General features: G+C 46.2%; 18 protein-coding genes. 8 read left to right on the top strand and 10 right to left on the bottom strand.

Features of this window, described 5'->3' with window-relative positions:
- The first annotated feature begins 271 nt into the window (after positions 1-271).
- The 6 genes from WH96_RS14760 (at position 272) to WH96_RS14735 (ending at position 6,108) form a co-directional block, all read left to right on the top strand.
- Positions 272-832 carry a F0F1 ATP synthase subunit delta gene (locus WH96_RS14760; protein ID WP_047765053.1) on the top strand — a complete coding sequence of 187 codons (561 nt, stop codon included), beginning with the start codon at positions 272-274 and terminating at the stop codon, positions 830-832.
- Positions 832-2,364 (top strand): F0F1 ATP synthase subunit alpha, encoded by a 1,533-nt coding sequence (atpA, locus tag WH96_RS14755; RefSeq protein ID WP_047764957.1) that lies wholly within the window; start codon positions 832-834, stop codon positions 2,362-2,364. The genes WH96_RS14760 and atpA overlap by 1 nt, the downstream gene beginning before the upstream one ends.
- Before the next feature lie 47 nt (positions 2,365-2,411).
- Positions 2,412-3,296 (top strand): F0F1 ATP synthase subunit gamma, encoded by an 885-nt coding sequence (locus tag WH96_RS14750; protein WP_047764956.1) that lies wholly within the window; start codon positions 2,412-2,414, stop codon positions 3,294-3,296.
- A gap of 44 nt (positions 3,297-3,340) precedes the next feature.
- Positions 3,341-4,765 (top strand): F0F1 ATP synthase subunit beta, encoded by a 1,425-nt coding sequence (gene atpD / locus WH96_RS14745; RefSeq protein WP_047764955.1) that lies wholly within the window; start codon positions 3,341-3,343, stop codon positions 4,763-4,765.
- A 48-nt stretch (positions 4,766-4,813) separates the two neighbouring features.
- Positions 4,814-5,218, top strand: a complete 405-nt coding sequence (locus tag WH96_RS14740; protein WP_047764954.1) for a F0F1 ATP synthase subunit epsilon — start codon at positions 4,814-4,816, stop codon at positions 5,216-5,218.
- A gap of 152 nt (positions 5,219-5,370) precedes the next feature.
- Positions 5,371-6,108, top strand: a complete 738-nt coding sequence (locus WH96_RS14735) for a TerC family protein (protein ID WP_047764953.1) — start codon at positions 5,371-5,373, stop codon at positions 6,106-6,108.
- 44 nt (positions 6,109-6,152) lie between these two features.
- Here WH96_RS14735 and WH96_RS14730 read toward each other — a convergent pair whose 3' ends face one another.
- Both WH96_RS14730 and WH96_RS14725 read right to left on the bottom strand, forming a co-directional pair.
- Positions 6,153-6,398 carry a hypothetical protein gene (locus WH96_RS14730; RefSeq protein WP_047764952.1) on the bottom strand — a complete coding sequence of 82 codons (246 nt, stop codon included), beginning with the start codon at positions 6,396-6,398 and terminating at the stop codon, positions 6,153-6,155.
- Positions 6,399-6,635: 237 nt separating this feature from the next.
- Positions 6,636-7,217, bottom strand: a complete 582-nt coding sequence (locus tag WH96_RS14725; protein WP_047764951.1) for a PhnA domain-containing protein — start codon at positions 7,215-7,217, stop codon at positions 6,636-6,638.
- 258 nt (positions 7,218-7,475) lie between these two features.
- Here WH96_RS14725 and WH96_RS14720 point away from each other — a divergent pair, with 258 nt between their 5' ends.
- Both WH96_RS14720 and WH96_RS14715 read left to right on the top strand, forming a co-directional pair.
- Positions 7,476-7,976: a GNAT family N-acetyltransferase gene (locus WH96_RS14720; RefSeq protein ID WP_047764950.1), complete on the top strand. Its 501-nt coding sequence runs from the start codon at positions 7,476-7,478 to the stop codon at positions 7,974-7,976.
- A gap of 93 nt (positions 7,977-8,069) precedes the next feature.
- On the top strand, positions 8,070-8,399 hold the full coding sequence (locus WH96_RS14715; protein ID WP_047764949.1) for a 5-carboxymethyl-2-hydroxymuconate Delta-isomerase: 330 nt from the start codon (positions 8,070-8,072) through the stop codon (positions 8,397-8,399).
- Here the strand turns inward: WH96_RS14715 and WH96_RS14710 are convergent, their stop codons facing one another.
- The 8 genes from WH96_RS14710 to WH96_RS14675 all read right to left on the bottom strand — a co-directional run bounded on the left by WH96_RS14710 (position 8,400) and on the right by WH96_RS14675 (position 16,640).
- Entirely contained in the window at positions 8,400-8,891 is a 492-nt protein-coding gene (locus tag WH96_RS14710) for an RNA pyrophosphohydrolase (RefSeq protein ID WP_047764948.1), read from the bottom strand. It abuts the gene before it with no gap.
- Positions 8,892-8,909: 18 nt separating this feature from the next.
- Positions 8,910-10,340, bottom strand: a complete 1,431-nt coding sequence (locus WH96_RS21470) for a divergent polysaccharide deacetylase family protein (protein ID WP_053005967.1) — start codon at positions 10,338-10,340, stop codon at positions 8,910-8,912.
- A 35-nt stretch (positions 10,341-10,375) separates the two neighbouring features.
- Positions 10,376-11,671: a S41 family peptidase gene (locus WH96_RS14700; RefSeq protein ID WP_047764947.1), complete on the bottom strand. Its 1,296-nt coding sequence runs from the start codon at positions 11,669-11,671 to the stop codon at positions 10,376-10,378.
- The gene (locus WH96_RS14695) at positions 11,671-12,948 is read right to left on the bottom strand and encodes a murein hydrolase activator EnvC family protein (RefSeq protein WP_047764946.1); all 1,278 of its coding nucleotides are present in this window, start codon (positions 12,946-12,948) and stop codon (positions 11,671-11,673) included. Before WH96_RS14695 ends, WH96_RS14700 begins: the two co-directional genes overlap by 1 nt.
- Positions 12,949-13,044: 96 nt before the next feature.
- Entirely contained in the window at positions 13,045-14,589 is a 1,545-nt protein-coding gene (gpmI, locus tag WH96_RS14690; protein ID WP_047764945.1) for a 2,3-bisphosphoglycerate-independent phosphoglycerate mutase, read from the bottom strand.
- A gap of 244 nt (positions 14,590-14,833) precedes the next feature.
- On the bottom strand, positions 14,834-15,307 hold the full coding sequence (rlmH, locus tag WH96_RS14685) for a 23S rRNA (pseudouridine(1915)-N(3))-methyltransferase RlmH (protein ID WP_047764944.1): 474 nt from the start codon (positions 15,305-15,307) through the stop codon (positions 14,834-14,836).
- 45 nt (positions 15,308-15,352) lie between these two features.
- Positions 15,353-15,811 carry a ribosome silencing factor gene (gene rsfS / locus WH96_RS14680; protein WP_342667246.1) on the bottom strand — a complete coding sequence of 153 codons (459 nt, stop codon included), beginning with the start codon at positions 15,809-15,811 and terminating at the stop codon, positions 15,353-15,355.
- A 163-nt stretch (positions 15,812-15,974) separates the two neighbouring features.
- Positions 15,975-16,640, bottom strand: a complete 666-nt coding sequence (locus tag WH96_RS14675; RefSeq protein ID WP_082130505.1) for a nicotinate-nucleotide adenylyltransferase — start codon at positions 16,638-16,640, stop codon at positions 15,975-15,977.
- Positions 16,641-16,662: the final 22 nt, after the last annotated feature.

Raw genomic sequence — 16,662 nt, 5'->3', positions numbered from 1 at the left:
AATAGGGTATTTAATTGACGTATTTCCAAGGATAAACAGGGACTTCACTGGGATTGCAGTGGGCACATTTCACCGCAGTTGCGAAAAAGAGTCTCATAAAAGGTCGAATCTTTCGTCTGACTCGCTTGAAACCCTGTTATGTCTGTGATACCAAACCCGCGCCTGATGATTAGTACTAATTGTACTTTTCCTATCGAAAGAATTTCGGCTTCACTGAAATGCGACCTGTTCGGGCAGGGTCAATTTCTGGTTTATCTTGGGGGCAATCGGCTTGGCAGGCGAAAACACTAGCTTGAATGGCTTGGCAGGGCGCTATGCGTTAGCGCTGCTGGGAATTGCCGAGGAAAAATCTGCATTGGATGCAGTGGCTGAAGATCTGGCTGGCTTGAAACAACTCGTTTCTGCTAGCTCTGAGCTTCAGGATTTGCTCAGCTCTCCGCTCTATACACGCGATCAGCAAGTAAAAGCATTTTCTGCAATACTCGACAAAGCGGGCGTCAATGATGTGACACGTAACTTTGTACTGGTCGTTGCTGAAAATCGTCGACTTGCGGTTTTGGCAGACATGGCAGACGCCTATTTGGCGGAACTGGCGCGTCGCCGCGGTGAAGTTCGGGCTAAAGTAACAGCAGCACACGAATTAACTAAAACACAGCAGAAGGCAATCGCAGATGCGTTGAAAACTTCTGTTAGTGGATCTGTCGAAGTTGACGTAACTGTCGATGAAACATTAATCGGGGGCATGATTGTGCAGGTTGGTAGCCGCATGGTTGATAGCTCCTTGCGTACAAAACTTCAGAGACTTGAATTGATGATGAAAGGGGTTGGGTAATGGATATCCGCGCCGCTGAAATCTCTACCATTCTCAAAAACCAGATTGAAAACTTCGGCGCTGACGCTGATGTGGCTGAAGTAGGCCAAGTTCTTTCTGTGGGTGATGGTGTGGCTCGCATTTATGGTCTGGACAATGTTCAGGCTGGCGAGATGGTGGAATTTGCTAACGGTATTCGGGGCATGGCCCTAAACCTTGAGGTCGACAACGTTGGTGTCGTTCTTTTCGGTGATGACCGTGGTGTTAAAGAAGGCGATACAGTCAAACGTACTGGCTCTATTGTTGACGTACCTGCAGGTAAAGGTCTGCTTGGTCGCGTTGTCGATGGTCTTGGTAATCCGATTGACGGTAAAGGTCCTCTTAAGGATGTTGAACGTACTCGTGTGGAAGTAAAGGCCCCTGGCATTATTCCACGTAAGTCTGTTCATGAACCAATGCAGACTGGTATTAAGTCTATTGATAGTCTTATTCCAATCGGTCGTGGCCAGCGTGAGCTTATCATCGGTGACCGTCAGACTGGTAAAACTGCGATTGCTCTTGATACGATCCTGAACCAAAAAGTTACTAACGATGCTGCTTCTAGCGAAAGCGAAAAGCTTTTCTGTATCTATGTTGCTGTTGGTCAGAAACGTTCTACTGTTGCCCGGTTGGTTAAGACACTCGAAGATAATGGCGCTATGGAATATTCCATCGTTATTGCTGCGACGGCGTCTGACCCTGCACCGCTTCAGTTCCTTGCTCCATACACTGGTGCAGCAATGGGCGAGTACTTCCGCGACAACGCAATGCATGCTGTGATCGTTTATGATGATCTGTCCAAGCAGGCTGTTGCTTATCGTCAGATGTCCCTTCTTCTTCGTCGCCCTCCTGGACGTGAAGCTTATCCTGGTGACGTTTTCTACCTTCACTCCCGTCTACTTGAGCGTTCATGTAAATTGAACGACGAACACGGTGCAGGTTCCTTGACTGCTCTTCCCGTGATCGAAACTCAGGGCGGTGATGTATCTGCCTTTATTCCGACCAACGTGATTTCGATTACTGATGGTCAGATCTTCCTTGAAACGAACCTCTTCAACAAAGGTATCCGCCCAGCTGTTAACGTTGGTCTATCGGTTTCCCGTGTTGGTTCTTCAGCGCAGATCAAGGCTATGAAACAAGTTGCCGGTAGTATTAAACTTGAGCTCGCTCAATATCGTGAAATGGAAGCTTTCTCTCAGTTCGCTTCTGATCTCGATGCAGCTACTCAGCGTCTGTTGGCTCGTGGATCTCGTTTGGTCGAGCTTCTCAAACAGCCTCAGTACAAACCGCTGACGGTTGAAGAGCAGGTTGTTGTTATCTACTCAGGTGTGAAGGGTTACCTTGATGCGATTGACGTGAAAACGATCGGTCACTTCGAAGAAAAACTTCTTTCTGAAATTCGTGGCAATGGCCAAGACATTCTGGAAGCTATTCGTAAAGATAAAGCTCTTTCTGCTGATACAGAAGGCAAGCTAAAATCCTTTATGGATAATTTTGCCAAGACTTTTGTTTAACGGATTGGCAATCCAGAGTTTAATGGCTGTGGGAAACGAATAACGACATGGCAAACTTAAACGATCTGAAACTTAGGATCTCTAGCGTTAAATCAACGCAAAAGATCACTTCAGCCATGAAAATGGTTGCTGCGGCTAAACTGCGCCGTGCACAAGAACAAGCTGAAGCATCCCGACCATACGCAGAGCGTATGGAACGGATGTTAGGTTCTCTTGCTGCCTCTGCAGGAAAACAGCCTGGAGCATCTCCTCTTCTTGCTGGAACAGGTAAAGATGACGTTCACTTACTCATCGTAGCCGCGGCAGACCGCGGTCTTTGTGGTGGCTTCAATTCTAATATTGTGAAAGAAGCTCGCAAGAAAGCTCATGAGCTGATCAAAGCTGGTAAAACTGTAAAGTTTTACTGTATTGGTCGTAAATCTCGTGATCAGCTACGACGTGAATTTGGACCTAATATCGTTGATACGATTGAAGATATTGCAAAGCCTAGTTTGGGTTTTGATAAAGCTGCGACCGTATCTGATTACGTGTTGAGAATGTTTGATGCCGGCGAATTTGATGTTTGCACGATCTTCTATGCGAAGTTCAAATCTGTAATCGTTCAAATTCCTACTGCTCAACAGTTGATCCCGTTTGAAGCAGAGGGCGATGCAGATGCGTCTGGCCTTGCTGATGGTGGTATCTACGATTATGAGCCATCGGATGAGAAAATCCTGAGTGACTTATTGCCCCGCAATATTTCAATCCAGATTTTCAAAGCGATGCTTGAAAATGCCGCTAGTGAGCACGGTGCTCGTATGTCTGCTATGGACAGTGCGACACGTAATGCTGGCGAGATGATTGATCGACTGTCGATTCAGTATAACAGAACGCGTCAAGCAAACATCACAAACGAGTTGATTGAAATTATCTCCGCCAAAGAGGCTCTCTAATATAGAGAGCCCTGGCAAGCGCACTGGCTAAGGAGTGACACTAAATGGCTGATAAAAATATCGGTAAGATCACACAGGTCCTAGGACCGGTGGTTGACGTTCAATTTTCAGGTGGAAATCTCCCTGAAATTTTGGGCGCTCTAGAATTACAGAATGATGGCAAACGCCTTGTTCTTGAAGTTGCCCAGCACCTGGGTGAAAACACAGTTCGTACCATTGCGATGGATGCAACTGACGGCCTTATGCGCGGTCAGGAAGTTTCTGACACTGGTGATGCTATTAAAGTTCCTGTTGGCCCTGAAACCCTGGGGCGTATCATGAACGTTGTTGGCGAGCCAATTGATGAACGTGGCGATATTGGAAACAAGGCTTCTTTCCCAATTCACCGTGCTGCACCTAACTTCGATGAACAGGCGACTGATGCCGAGATTCTGGTAACCGGTATTAAGGTTATCGATTTGCTTTGCCCATACTCAAAGGGTGGTAAAATTGGTCTCTTCGGTGGGGCTGGTGTTGGTAAAACCGTGACAATCATGGAATTGATCAACAACATTGCGAAAACACACGGTGGTTACTCTGTGTTTGCCGGTGTTGGTGAGCGTACTCGTGAGGGTAACGATCTCTATCACGAAATGATTGAAGGTGGCGTTATCAACCTGGACGGCGACAGTAAATGTGCGCTTGTTTACGGTCAGATGAACGAACCTCCAGGGGCACGTGCTCGTGTTGCTTTGACTGGTCTTACTCAGGCGGAATACTTCCGTGATGAAGAAGGTCAGGACGTTCTGTTCTTTGTGGATAACATTTTCCGTTTCACACAGGCTGGTTCTGAAATTTCAGCGCTTCTCGGTCGTATTCCTTCTGCGGTTGGTTATCAGCCAACTCTTGGTACTGATATGGGTGCCATGCAGGAGCGTATTACATCTACGAAGAAGGGTTCAATCACATCTGTTCAGGCCGTTTATGTTCCTGCGGATGACTTGACTGACCCTGCGCCTGCGACAACCTTCTCTCACTTGGATGCGACAACTGTTTTGTCTCGTCAGATTGCTGAGCTTGGAATTTACCCAGCTGTGGATCCATTGGATTCAACAAGCCGGATTCTTGAGCCATCAGTTATTGGTGAAGAGCACTATACAATTGCCCGCGAAATTCAACGTGTACTTCAGTCTTACAAAGACTTGCAGGACATTATTGCGATTTTGGGTATGGATGAGCTATCCGAAGAAGATAAAATGACTGTTGCGCGTGCTCGTAAGATCCAGCGTTTCTTGTCACAGCCGTTTGACGTGGCTGAAGTCTTCACTGGCTCTCCTGGTGTTCAGGTTGCTTTGGAAGATACCATTAACGGTTTTAAAGGCATTCTTGCTGGTGAATACGATCACCTTCCAGAAGCAGCTTTCTATATGGTTGGTACCATTAGCGAAGTTGTTGCCAAAGCTGAGAAAATGGCCGCTGAAGCCGCTTAAGGTTTCTGATCTTTAATTGTCGTTAAGACAGGTAGCAGGAAGAGAATAATGGCCAAAGAACAGGTCGAATTCGAACTCGTTTCTCCAGAGAAACTACTTCTTTCCCAAAGTGTCGACATGGTTGTCGTCCCAGGTGAAGATGGTGACTTTGGTGTGCTGCCGCGTCACGCACCGATGATTTCCACGGTTCGTCCCGGCGTGATCGCAATCTACTCTGGTAAAGAGATTAGTGAGCGTATTTTTGTCGCCGGTGGCTTTGCCGAGGTAACCACGGAACGCTGTACCGTTCTCGCTGAAGTCGCTCAGCCTATAGGTGAGATTGACAAAGCAGCAGTCCAGCAGCAACTTCAGGATGCAAAGGAAGATCTTTCCGATGCAAAAGATGACGCTGCTCGTGACGCCGCAAGAAAACAGATCGAATTGTCTGAGGCCATGCTTACAGCTATTGGCTGATTAGACAGTTTATGAATTAAAAAGCCCGGTGCTTTCCAGCCCGGGCTTTTTTTTATGTCTAAAGTGTTTTTTGATCTTATCGTTGATCCTTTAAACAATATAGCTGATGATTGTCCAAATTTATTTCGTCCTCAACTTCTAAAAGCGAGTTTATGGAAAACCTTGTCACCCTGCTAAGTGAACCGTCTGCCTGGATGGCTCTTTTTACCTTAATTATAATGGAAGTTGTTCTCGGAATTGATAATCTTATCTTTGTATCAATCCTGACAAATAAGCTTCCAGAAGCACAAAGACCTAAGGCGCGTGTTATCGGTCTAAGTCTTGCACTTATTTTTCGGCTTGCTCTACTTGGTACTGTTGCGATTATTGTCCAGCTTGTGGAACCGGTTATAACTTTGTTTGACCATAGTTTTTCATGGCGGGATATCATTCTGATCTCGGGTGGTTTATTCCTAGTCTGGAAAGCAACCAAGGAGATTCATCATAGTGTTGATCCTGAAGATGGTGACACTGATGTCAAAGGTGCTGTTGTAAGCAGCTTTGCAGCAGTGATTGGACAAATTCTTGTTCTTGATCTTGTTTTCTCAATCGACAGCATCATCACGGCCGTCGGGATGACAGATCATGTGCCAATTATGGTTATTGCAGTTGTCATTGCTGTCATTGCTATGTTGTTTGCTGCGGGCCCTCTATCACGTTTTATTGAGGCGAACCCGACGATTGTAATGTTAGCGCTAGGCTTTCTTTTGATGATTGGTATGACCTTGATCGCAGATGGTTTCGGAGTACATGTACCCAAGGGGTATATCTATGCGGCGATGGCTTTTTCTGCTTTTGTGGAACTGCTTAATATGTTGTCACGTAATCGGCGTAAGAAGAAAGTGTCATAATGAATTGCCCCGCGAAGCTGGCTTGGCATCGCGGGGAAAAGAATTTACTTGGTGTATTCTATGATTGCATGTCCACTGGTTAGATGAGATTGGTCTCGCCCCGGTGAGATAACAACATGTGTTGTATTGACCCAACTGGCAATTGCGTAATCTTCTTCATTGTTGCCAATGGCAGTATGTGTCGATTGTAGAGTTGTTATGTTGTCTGTGAGATAGGCTTCAAATTTAATTATTTTTGAAATACTATCAATGCCATGAGGTACGTGAACTTCTTGACGAGTTGTGGGCATTTGTGGGTTGTTCCTGGGTATCATACTCAATGGAAACTGCTTGGTGCAGAGTAGATTTCTTCCTTATACCATCCTGTATAATTTCGAAAATCTCATCCCCTGAAAGAGAATTCGAAGCAGGTCGCTCTTCTAGCCTTACGTAACAGCACATTGTATGTATCCTATTCGATTGAAGGTGTCGCAATAGGATACAATGCTGATTATTATTAACAATTCATCATAGATGTTGAATTCATACTATGATTTTTTGACGTATTTAGTCAAAATAACGATTTGCTGCCCATTAACACGACCTTCGATATGTTCAGGGGTATCGGGAACCAGGGATATTCCCCGAACTGCAGTCCCTCTTTTGGCAGTAAAGCCACCGCCTTTGACGTTCAGATCTTTGATCAGGATGACTGTGTCGCCGGCTTCAAGAACAGTGCCATTCGAATCAAGGTGCTTTACCGTATTTTCGTTCTCGGCAGGGGCCAAAATACCTGATTGAGCCCAAGATAATGTTTCCTCATCCAGATAGAGCATGTCGAGGAGATCTTGCGCCCAACCTTCGTTATTTAAACGTGTCAGCATGCGCCATGCGACAACCTGCACCGCTGGTGTTTGGCTCCACATGCTGTCATTCAGACAGCGCCAGTGATTGACATCAAGATCGCTTTCTTGGCTAACTTGTTTATGGCAAGTTCCACAAAGCAGAATACGCTGTTCCAGGGTACCGTCAGTATGCGGTGGAACATCATAGGCAGCTAAGTCATCAGATGCACTACATAGCTCACACTTGGATTCAGCACGATCAAGAAGATCACTATCGAAGGCCATATTTTGATCTTTCGTTTAATAGGTTAGATCCCAGAGATTCTAAGTTCCCTAAATACTCTCTGATTTTGCGGGACAATATCAGTCCTGTGTCACGACAACAATGTCAGTCACTAATATTTGGTGGAATCCTGGTCATAATTATTTTTAGTATGCCGAAGATACTGTTTTTTCATTCTTTTGAAGAATACTGATAATTAATACTGCGAAGTATTAGCTTGAGAACCATTACCAAGGCTTGTTGATCAGTAGGGGAGCTTTATGTCTTTTATGGAAATCGTTTTGCTAGATGATGGCAGAATAATAAGGCCTTGCGGGATCGATGATATCGAAGACGTATCCGAAATGGTGATCACGGAAGCAAAAAGGAGTATTGCTTCGGACTTTGATGAAAAGGGCTGGGAAGATTTTCTGGATTATATGTCATTTGATCAAATTCTGAAGAGGTTGGTGACAGGGTCAAAAGCACTTTTGGTGCAGGAAAAAGATGATCAGGTTTCGGGTTATTTAGAAATTAATGGTCATCAAATTCTTCTTCTGTTCATCGTTGATTATGCACAAAAGCGCCATCTGGCGACACAGCTCTTACGGCGTGTCATTATGACTTTGTCCCCCAGCGAGTTGTTCGTAAATGCGTCTTCTCAAGGGTATGATTTTTATTGCTCACATGGCTTTGTCGCCCTTGATGATTGGGCGGAGAAAGAAGGTGTGACGTACTGTCCGATGAAATGGAAAAATGAAGAGCCCGCAAAGGAGAGCTAACGAATAATATGCTGATTCTGTTATCGCTTGTTTATTTTCTTAATTCCTTGTTACATTTTGGGAAAAAATTAATGTTTTATGGAATTAAATCCAATGCCTCACTGTATTGTTGAATATGCTGCGCCTTTGCAGAACCAAATTAATGTATCCAGTCTGGTTGACGACCTGTTTAGCGGAATGGTTGATACAGGTTTATTTGATCCGACAACGATTAAGGTTAGGGCTGTTCCTTCCGATCACTTTAAGACGGGATCTGATAAACAGCTTTATATACATACAACAGTGAAGTTGCTGCCTGGGCGTAGTTCTCAACAAAAAGAGACGCTAGGGCAGGCTTTGATGGATATAAAGGCGCAAGCTCTCGCGGGTGCAGCGATGCTATCCGTTGAAGTTGTCGATCTGAGTGATGCCTATTTCAAATGACTATCCGTATTGGATAAATTCATCTACAAGTTGTTGATACAATTTTTTCTTAAAGGGCACGATGAGATCAGGTAGAGATTTCATCTCTACCCATTTCCAGTCCGAAAATTCCGGTATTTCGGTGTCGATGTTAATATCGACGTCTTGTCCTTCAAATTTAAAGACAAACCACTTTTGCTTTTGTCCCCGATACTGGCCTTTCCATATTCTTGGCACAAGGTCTCGCGGTAAATCGTAAGCGTACCAGTCTCGGCTTTCGGCAATTAAACTCGCTTTAGCTGTGCCTGTTTCTTCCTCAAGTTCCCTTAGGGCCGCAGTCATAGGATCTTCGCCCTCATCTATACCACCTTGCGGCATTTGCCATGCTTCGCCGGGGTTATCGATACGCTGAGCCACAAAGACATGGTTATCCTGATTAAGGAGCATAATGCCAACGCATGGGCGGTAGGGAAGAGCTTCTATCTCGCGATCTGTTAAGCTAGCGTCAGACATGGTTTGGTTATTCTTTTTCTAGTTTGATTGAACAGCAGTGCTATTGGTTGAGCTCGGCGGTTCTTGTGCTGGTGTCAGCGAGCTTTCGTCTATTACAGCGGTAATTGGTACTAATTGATAGCCTTTTTCTTCAATAGTGCTTACCCATTTTGCTATTCGTTCCAATGTGACAGGAAAGGGGCGACCCGTTGCAATCGCGTAGCCATTTTTAGTTGCTATGCGTTCAATTTGCGCTAAACGAGCGTCGATTGCCTGTCTGCTCAGTTGTGCTTCGTCAATTGCCCGTTGATTCACCGCAACGGGGGTACCAAGACTTTCTCCGAGTGATGGTACCAAGCTTGAGTCATTGTCGCCGCTATCAAGGAAGAGAAGGCCGTGATCTTTAAAGTACTCCATGACGGGGCGCATTTGTCGCTCTGAGGTAACAAAGCGACTGCCCATATACGCACTCATTCCCACATACCCGGATCCTCTGTTGGCGATCCAGGCCAGATTATTAAGATTGCCCTCTGGTTGACGGCCTGTCAGCAGGGCTTGGGGCCCGGGGTCATCTGATGGATAGGTCAGAGGTTCCATTGGTAAATCGAGCATGACTTCGTGATTTATAGAGCGGGCCAGCGCAATCCAGCTTTCCAGATTTTTAGCATAAGGCGTAAAGGAAAGTGTAATCGTGCTTGGCAGTTGCCTGATCGCGGCCTCTGTTGCTGCACGAGATAAACCTAATCCGGTTAACACGATTGCAATTCTGGGACGTCCATCAGCGGCAGGAACTTTTTGTCCATAGAGCTTCCAACTTGGTTCGGTACTGAAAACCGGAGGGTTCTTTGGGAAGGGAGACGGGGTTATAGCTGCTACTTCGGGTGATTCAGATGAAGCTGTGTTCTGTGTTGGAAGTGTTGTTTCTTCTTCGGTGCTCTCTTTTTTCTCTTCCGTGGCTATCGTCTCAGTTTCCTGACTATGATTTTGCTCGTCTTCCTCAGAGGGCTTTATAGAGGATGATTCTTCAGAACCGGCACCGTTTTGAACCGTTTCAGTACTGGAACTGTGATCTTCTGCCTTTTCTGGTGAGGCAACTTCTTCTTGGAGGGGCTCACCCACAGCTTCGTTATTGTCATGTTCAGCTGTACTCTCCGCCTCATGCAAGGAGGCGGGTTCTTCTTGTGTTGTGGTCGCGGGAGATTCTATTGCATCAGATGTCTCTTCTGCATCAGAGGACGTTTCAAGCTGTGTTAAATTGGGATCTATACTTTCTTCATGAGCGATATTGTCATCAACAGAAGATGCTTCATCCTCAGAATGTTCTTTGTCTCCTTCCTGAGGATTTTGCACCTCAACATACTGGTATGGCAAAGGAACATGAGGTCCAAGAATTGTATAGCTGACGGCTGCACCAATTAAGGAAATCAATGCAGCCCAGCAGGTTATAAGTAAGATTTTTTTCCAGTTCACAGTTGATCCAACTGATGTTATCTGCCCGAAGGGTTTTAGTTACTTGCTCCGTTGCTTGAGCTGTAGAGAGCAATTCCCTGAATTAGATCCAACGCGCGATCAAGTTGGTAATCTTGCGGCTTAGCAGCCTCGTCTGTCTTGTCATCATCATTTTTATCACTAGTACCGTTTGTGCCGCCTTTGTTATCCAGCGCACCTCGTAGATCGGCCTCGCGTCGTTGTCCTTTGGTATCTAGCGTTTCGATCTTGGCCTGTTCAACGATAATATCCGGCGCAATACCTTCTGCCTGAATGGACCTGCCAGACGGCGTATAGTAACGGCTGGTTGTCAAACGCATCGCACCATTTCCGAGCAACGGCATAATTGTTTGCACCGAGCCCTTACCGAATGATTGTGTCCCCATTATGATTGCACGTCGGTGATCTTGTAGAGCCCCAGCAACAATTTCAGAAGCAGAGGCAGAACCACCATTAATCAGAACAACCAAAGGCTTACCATTGATCAGGTCGCCGGATCTGGCATTGAAACGCTGTGCATTGCTGTTGTCACGTCCACGGGTAGATACAATCTCACCCTGTTCAAGGAAGGCATCAGATACAGAAATCGCTTCGGTCAACAAACCGCCGGGGTTCAACCTTAAATCCAATACAAGGCCGACCATTTTGTCCCCAAGCTCGTCTTGGATTGCCTTGATGGATTTTTCCAGACCAGGAGTTGTTTGCTCGTTAAAGGAAGAGACCCTGACATATCCGATGTTATCTTCTATGCGGTGACGGACGGATCGAACTTTGATGACATCGCGTTCTAGTGTTACGTCGAAAGAATCAACGCCTTCGCGACTAATGGTGATTTTCAGTTCACTGCCGACTTTTCCGCGCATTTTTTCAACGGCTTCTTGAAGGGTTAAGCCCAGAACAGCTTCGTCATCAAGGTGAGTGATGTAGTCTCCTGCCTCAATGCCTGCACGAGCAGCGGGAGTATCATCAATTGGTGAGACAACTTTTACAAAGCCGTTTTCCATTGTGACTTCGATACCAAGTCCACCAAATTCACCCCGTGTCTGTACTCGCATATCTTTGAAGGAGTCTGGTGTTAGATAGCTGGAATGCGGGTCCAGACGGGTTAACATGCCGTGAATAGCTGATTCGATCAGTTCTTCGTCGGATACTTCTTCAACGTAATTTGCCTTGATTCGTTCGAATACATCGCCAAACAATTCAAGCTGTCGATAGGTGTCACGCCGGGGATCAACCGCTGAGTCCGCCACGAGGCCAGAAGGCAGTGCAATAGCAAAAGCTGTTGTTAAGAGCACTTTTTTGAAACTGAGCATTAACCGTTCACCTTATCGAGATTTGAAATCGTTTTATTTGTTAGTATCCACGGGGATGGATTGATGGGCTGTCCGCCTTGACGTAATTCAAAGTAAATTTCAGCATGTTCCAGCTTCTTGTCACCCATACGTGCGACAGGCTCTCCTGCTAAAACCCATTGTCCTTCAATTACATCAATTCTTTCAACGCCTGCCAATAGTGTATGATATCGTCCAGAATGTTCAATGATTAAGATGCGTCCATAGCCACGGAATTCTCCTGCATAGGCAATTCGACCATCAAATGGGGCAATAACTTGTGCTGAAGGCCGTGTTGCAATGACCAAACCTTTGTCATAGGACTCATTTGTTCCTCTTTTTTGACCGTATTTGCTAATCACTCTTCCGCGAGCCGGGTACAAAAGGACACGTTTTCGGCGAGAAGGAAACTCCCGGATTTGAGCTGGATCAGGTACAATAGTCAGTTTTGCAGTCTGTTGTACTGGTGGTGTGCTTTCCGGCACAGAGGTTTGTTGTGTTTGGTTCGGAACTTTTTGAGGCTTTGGCTTTGGTTTTTGAGCGACTAAAGCTAAACGTTTACGCTCTGCTTCGAGTTTCTTTACCAAATCTTTCATGCTGCGAGCTTGTTGAGCGAGCTTCTTTACCCTAGCGCTGACAGATTTTTGTGATGCCTGTGCTTTCGATTGTAGGGATTGCTTCTTATCTAAAAGGGTGTTCAGGTCTTTGCGTTCGCGCTTTATATATTTTTGTGATGCGAGGAGGGCAGCGCGCTCATCTTCGATTCGGCTTTTTAATTCAGCAAGTTCGTCTAGATCATCCCGAAGGCTTTCCACCCGAATCTCTATTTCTGGAACAGCTACTTTCAGGAGCATTGCGCTGCGGACGGTATCCACGGGCGACCCCGGAGCTGCGATCAAAGCTTCAGGGGGCAATAAGGCGATGCGTTGTAATGCAGATAGTGTATGTCCGAGTTTCGCGCGGTTCTCTGTAAGGCGGATTTTTTTATGCTCGGCGTCTTCTTCCAGTGAAATCAATGTCTCTTCAATATCTGTCAGATCGCTTTCGTAATTCTGTACTTTTTTAGCAGAAGCAATCAGCTGCTGTCTGAGACCATTTACCTCTGCGTTGAGTTTTTTCGCTTCTACCGAAAGCCTTTTCGCTTCTTGTTTACTCTTTGCAGTCTTCTCTTCAAGGGTGAGGAGTTTTTGCGTTGCATCTTGTGCTTGTACCACACCGGAAAACGGCATGCCAAAGCTTAGGCCCGCTACAGTTACCATCACCAGACAGCTTCGCAGGAAGCTGTGATGGGGGGATAATGTGTGCGGGCGCAAAGCGTTGGGCAACTGTAACCTCAAATAAATATATTTTAACGTTTAATCGTCATCACGTCTAATAAGCGACTGTCCATCCATATCAGTAGGTTGATCCAGATTTAGCAAGTCTAGAATTGTTGGTGCAATGTCCGCAAGGCGGCCATTTGCTATCTTGGTAACATTATCGGGACCATTTACTAATAAAATGGGAACAGGATTCAAAGTATGTGCTGTATGAGGCAAACCTGTGATTGGATCCATCATTTCTTCGGCATTGCCGTGGTCCGCTGTAATCAGTAGTTGCCCACCCATTGAGAGAGTCGCCTGATAGACATCCTGTAGGCAGCTATCCACAATTTCGGCGGCTTCTATCGCGGCCTGTAGATCACCCGTGTGCCCGACCATATCGCAGTTTGCAAAGTTACAGATCAACATTTCATAGTTGCCGCTTTTTATTGCTGCACAAAGTCTTTCATTTACTTCTGGCGCCGACATGGAGGGTTGCAGGTCGTAGGTTGCCACTTTGGGTGACGGTACAAGAATACGATCTTCGCCGGGCAAAGGATCTTCGACACCGCCGTTGAAAAAGTAGGTTACGTGGGGATATTTTTCCGTTTCAGCGATGCGAAGTTGCCGTAATCCGGCCTTGGAAACGATTTCTCCAAGCGGTTTTGTTAAATCTCTTGGGGCGAACATAACCCCCATTTTTTTCGCGAGCGCATCAGAATAGGATACCATGCCAAGGTATGAACAACATTTGGGATGAACCTGGCGTTCGAACCCTGAAAAATCATCATCAATAAAGGCGTGGAGTATCTGGCGGGCACGATCTGCCCTGAAGTTGGTCATCAAGAGTGCATCGCCATCTTTCATGCCCTCATAACCATCAATCACACAGGGCAGGACAAATTCGTCCCAAATCTTCTTGGCGTAGCTGTTGGCGACAGCTTGATCCGGGGAAGAGGCCGTTTCTCCCTTACACTGCGTGATGGCATCATAGGCTTTCTGAACGCGCTCCCACCGATTATCGCGATCCATTGCATAATAACGTCCGAGGACAGTTCCGATTTGAACGCCGGGTGTTGTTGCTCTGAAAGCTGTTAGGAACTCGGCTGCGGATTGTGGGGCTGTGTCCCGTCCGTCCAACATCGCATGAACAATAACGGGGATACCGGCGGCCTTGAGTATATTGGCAAGATAGGACGTTTGGTCCTGGTGTCCGTGGACGCCACCATTCGAAATAACACCCAGAAGATGCGCGGTTCCGCCGCTTGTTTTTAACTTTGCCATTGTTTCAAGCAAAGCAGGATTTTGGGCAAAGCTTCCGTCCTGAATTGCGGTGTCAATACGGGGCAGTGATTGCATGACAACACGCCCGGCCCCGATGTTCATATGCCCAACTTCCGAATTGCCCATTTGTCCCGTGGGCAAACCAACATCAAGGCCACAGGTGGCTAGATATCCCAAAGGTACTTCTTTGCTTAATCGATCAATAAGAGGCGTTTTTGCCAGATTGATGGCGTTGTGATCATCTTCTTTACGAAATCCCCACCCGTCGAGAATACAAAGAACAACGGGCTTGGGCTTATTTTGAACTGATGACATCGGGAAGTAGCACCTTCTAACTTATTATATTTATCCGGTTCTTGAATTATCCGGGAATGAAAGATGAATGAGTGAGGGAGCCTGTCACAAATATTTTCATGTCGTTTTTTATTTATGTGTCAATTTTGAAAGGCAATGTAGCCTTCTTTTAAGACAATTTCACGGGCTTGTTTGTGTTTGGGCAAGAAAAGTATCGGACCGTGGAAATTAAGGTGGCTCTTATCAAAGGGAATGCGGGCGGATTTTATTCCCGGTGATAGGGGTGCCCGCTTAGAATACAGGAGGCACGATATACCTGTTCCGCAAAAAGGCCCCGTACGAGCATGTGCGGCCAAGTCAGGCGCCCAAAACAAAGACTTTGTTGTGATCGGGCTTTTACAGTATCCGAAAGACCGTCTGCCCCGCCAATAAGGAAGGCAATATCCTGATCGCCACTATCTTGCCATTTCTCGAGAAGCTTTGAGAATTGGGGACTGGAAAGGTCTTTTCCTTTTTCGTCCAGAATGACAATTCTTGCGCCCTTGGGCGCGGCGGCGAGGAGCAGGTCGCCTTCACGTTCTTTTAATTGTGCAGCAGGCAAGTTCTTTTTTTCTTCCACTTCCTTGAGATCAAGACTCCAGTTGAATCTGTTGCCTCGCAGGCGATTGCAGTAGAGTTCAAAAAGATCCTTTGCCGGACTGGCCTTGGCCTTTCCGACAGCGATTAATGTTATCCGCATTGCCCGCTTCTAGTTTACGGCTTTCAGCCTATGTTAGGGCCTGTATTAGGCTTCTTTTGATGCAAAGGGCTGAGCTGATTCAGGTAGTTCCAAACCCCACATCTTTTCCAAGTTATAAAAAGCTCGGACTTCAGGTCTGAAAAGATGAACAACAACATCCCCGGCATCCACCAACACCCAATCACCACGATCTTTTCCTTCGGCGATGATACTTTTCATGCCGGCAGCTTTAAGGCCGCGAAGAAGGTGATCAGACATGGCAGAAACCATGCGGTTTGAATTACCGCTGGCAATGACCATGTAGTCAGCAATGCTAGATTTTCCGGCAAGTTCGATGACGACAATGTCTTCTGCTTTGTCATCCTCAAGAGAGTTACGAACTAGTTCAAGCAGGTCACGGTTATTTCCCGTGGTATCCTGTGTATTGGCCTCTGGGGCCGTAGATTCTCGTGGTATGATCGGTCTCCGTAAAAAGAATCTGCTCGTGAGGTCACGACTTCCCACTACAGATTGTTACTAACACGTTCCGTACTTATCGCTATACAGAACAAGGGTCTTACAGTGTCAGCTTAGCACAGTAAAGGTGCGCGACTCTATATGTTAATGAACATCGTTACATTAAAGGGATAAAATCGTTGTTTCTTTGTTATTTTATCCTCTGCGCAGGTTATGCCTTGTATTTCCCGTTCCTGATCGCAGTCGATGATATGTCCAGCTGTTGACCATGAATGACCGTCCAGGCCGGGGCAGAGCGTGAAGACAGATTTCTTGCCAGTTTCTCCGAAACTCTGACACTCTTAAAGCGTTGTGCTGCTTTTGAATTGGTTGCTTGTAAAGAATATCCCGGGCGTGCAAATACGGCGACTTTCACGGTGTTGAATATATCTTGCCAATCGCGCCAAAGGGGAATTTGGCTTAGATTATCTGCGCCCATAAGCCATGTGAAATCAACCGAAGGAAATATCTGTCTCAAACGAGATAGGGTATCAGCGGTATAAACCGATCTGATCTGGCTTTCGATTGTCGTAACTCGCACTTTTGGGTGCTTGGAGATCGATAGGGCACTGTTGACCCGATCGGCCAGTGGGGCCATACCGTTAGTGTTTTTCAGGGGATTTTGTGGCGAGACTAACCACCAGATCTCATCGAGACCCAAGTGGACAAGAGCTTCTTTGGAGATCTGGCAATGTGCTTTGTGTGCAGGGTTGAACGACCCTCCGAGTAAACCAATTTTACTTCCCCTTGGGGGAAGGCGACCACCCAGACTGTTTGAGATACTTTGCGGGCAAAGCACCTTGGTAAAGGTCAGGCTGGGTGGTTTTTGGCTTAGCATTACGTTTTGTGTGCTGCTTTGC

Origin of the sequence: Kiloniella spongiae, from assembly GCF_001026905.1 — a bacterium.
Lineage (GTDB): Bacteria > Pseudomonadota > Alphaproteobacteria > Kiloniellales > Kiloniellaceae > Kiloniella > Kiloniella spongiae.
Note: the sequence above shows the minus strand (reverse complement) of the source record. Positions and strands in the feature narration are given on the sequence as shown.

Coding starts and splice junctions, on each gene's coding strand:
- atpA (WP_047764957.1), top strand. CDS start 832: ATGGATATCCGCGCCGCTGAAATCTCTACCATTCTCAAAAACCAGATT.
- WH96_RS14750 (WP_047764956.1), top strand. CDS start 2,412: ATGGCAAACTTAAACGATCTGAAACTTAGGATCTCTAGCGTTAAATCA.
- atpD (WP_047764955.1), top strand. CDS start 3,341: ATGGCTGATAAAAATATCGGTAAGATCACACAGGTCCTAGGACCGGTG.
- WH96_RS14740 (WP_047764954.1), top strand. CDS start 4,814: ATGGCCAAAGAACAGGTCGAATTCGAACTCGTTTCTCCAGAGAAACTA.
- WH96_RS14735 (WP_047764953.1), top strand. CDS start 5,371: ATGGAAAACCTTGTCACCCTGCTAAGTGAACCGTCTGCCTGGATGGCT.
- WH96_RS14730 (WP_047764952.1), bottom strand. CDS start 6,398: ATGCCCACAACTCGTCAAGAAGTTCACGTACCTCATGGCATTGATAGT.
- WH96_RS14725 (WP_047764951.1), bottom strand. CDS start 7,217: ATGGCCTTCGATAGTGATCTTCTTGATCGTGCTGAATCCAAGTGTGAG.
- WH96_RS14720 (WP_047764950.1), top strand. CDS start 7,476: ATGTCTTTTATGGAAATCGTTTTGCTAGATGATGGCAGAATAATAAGG.
- WH96_RS14715 (WP_047764949.1), top strand. CDS start 8,070: ATGCCTCACTGTATTGTTGAATATGCTGCGCCTTTGCAGAACCAAATT.
- WH96_RS14710 (WP_047764948.1), bottom strand. CDS start 8,891: ATGTCTGACGCTAGCTTAACAGATCGCGAGATAGAAGCTCTTCCCTAC.
- WH96_RS14700 (WP_047764947.1), bottom strand. CDS start 11,671: ATGCTCAGTTTCAAAAAAGTGCTCTTAACAACAGCTTTTGCTATTGCA.
- WH96_RS14695 (WP_047764946.1), bottom strand. CDS start 12,948: ATGGTAACTGTAGCGGGCCTAAGCTTTGGCATGCCGTTTTCCGGTGTG.
- gpmI (WP_047764945.1), bottom strand. CDS start 14,589: ATGTCATCAGTTCAAAATAAGCCCAAGCCCGTTGTTCTTTGTATTCTC.
- rlmH (WP_047764944.1), bottom strand. CDS start 15,307: ATGCGGATAACATTAATCGCTGTCGGAAAGGCCAAGGCCAGTCCGGCA.
- WH96_RS14675 (WP_082130505.1), bottom strand. CDS start 16,640: ATGCTAAGCCAAAAACCACCCAGCCTGACCTTTACCAAGGTGCTTTGC.